The following is a 1309-nucleotide window of genomic DNA, read 5'->3' as shown; positions in this document are numbered from 1 at the left end:
GCGCCGAGGCCCCCGACCCGTACTTCGGCGGCGCGGGCCCCGCCCGCACGGCGTGCACCGAGTGCGGCGAGTGCATGACCGGCTGCCGCCACGGCGCGAAGAACACCCTCAACGAGAACTACCTCCACCTCGCGGAGCGCGCCGGCGCCGTCATCCACCCCATGACCTCCGTCGTGGCTGTCCGCGAGGACCCGGCGGGCGGCTACCAGGTCGCCGCCCGCCCCACCGACGACCGGCGTACGGGCCGGGCCACGGTGTTCCGCGCCGGACAGGTCGTCATCGCCGCCGGCACGTACGGCACGCAGACCCTGCTGCACACCATGCGGGACAAGGCGCTGCTGCCCGGCATCTCGCCGCGCCTCGGCCACCTCACCCGCACCAACTCCGAGGCCCTGGTCGGCGCGCAGACCGACGACCGCCGCTACCGCAGGGCGCACGGCGCGCCCCGGGCCGATTTCACGCAGGGCGTCGCCATCACCTCGTCCGTGCACCCCGACGAGAACACCCACATCGAACCCGTGCGCTACGGCAAGGGCTCCAACGCGATGGGCGCGCTCACCGTCCTCCAGGTCCCGCACGGCGGCCGCGCCCCCAAGGCCCTCGCCTACGCGGCCCGCTGCGCCCGCCACCCCCTGCTGCTGCTCCGCTCCCTGTCCAACCATCGCTGGTCCGAGCGGACCATCATCGGCCTGGTCATGCAGTCCCTGGACAACTCCCTGACCACCTGCCGCAAGCCGAAGGGGCTCGGCAAGGGCCTCCTCACCGCCCGCCAAGGGCACGGCGCGCCCAACCCGGACCACATCCCCGAGGCGACGCGGGCCGCGTCCCTCATCGCGGAGGAGATCGGCGGCTTCGCGGGCAGCAACGTCGGCGAGCTGATGGGCACGCCGCTGACCGCGCACTTCCTCGGCGGCTGCCCGATCGGCGCGGACGCGGAGCACGGCGTCATCGACCCGTACCACCGGCTGTACGGGCATCCGGGCATCCACGTCGTCGACGGCTCGGCCGTCTCCGCGAACCTCGGCGTCAACCCGTCCCTGACCATCACCGCCCAAGCGGAACGAGCCATGTCGTTCTGGCCGAACAAGGGCGACGCGGACGCCCGTCCCGCGCAGGGCGCGGCGTACGAGCGGCTGCCGGCGGTCGAGCCGCGCAGCCCGGCCGTGCCGAAGGAGGCGTACGCGGCGCTGAACCTGCCGTTCCTGCCGGTGCCCGCCGTGCCGCCGAAGCCCACCGGCTGACCGCTCCCCGTTCCGGGGACAGGGGAGAAAGCGAAGGGCCCCGGGAGGCCGCTCGCGGGGGCGGAGCG

Annotated in this window: 1 protein-coding gene; it reads left to right on the top strand. The window is 74.5% G+C overall.

Going from position 1 to position 1309, the window contains the following annotated elements; genetic code table 11:
• Nucleotides 1–1241, top strand: a 1241-nt coding sequence (locus ACFU99_RS43905) for a GMC oxidoreductase (protein WP_384404419.1), incomplete at its 5' end; no start/stop codon positions are given.
• Nucleotides 1242–1309 lie beyond the last annotated feature (68 nt).

It is taken from the genome of Streptomyces sp. NPDC057654 (assembly GCF_042800135.1).
In the GTDB taxonomy this organism is placed as follows: domain Bacteria; phylum Actinomycetota; class Actinomycetes; order Streptomycetales; family Streptomycetaceae; genus Streptomyces.
This window is presented reverse-complemented; position numbering and strand designations above follow the sequence as displayed.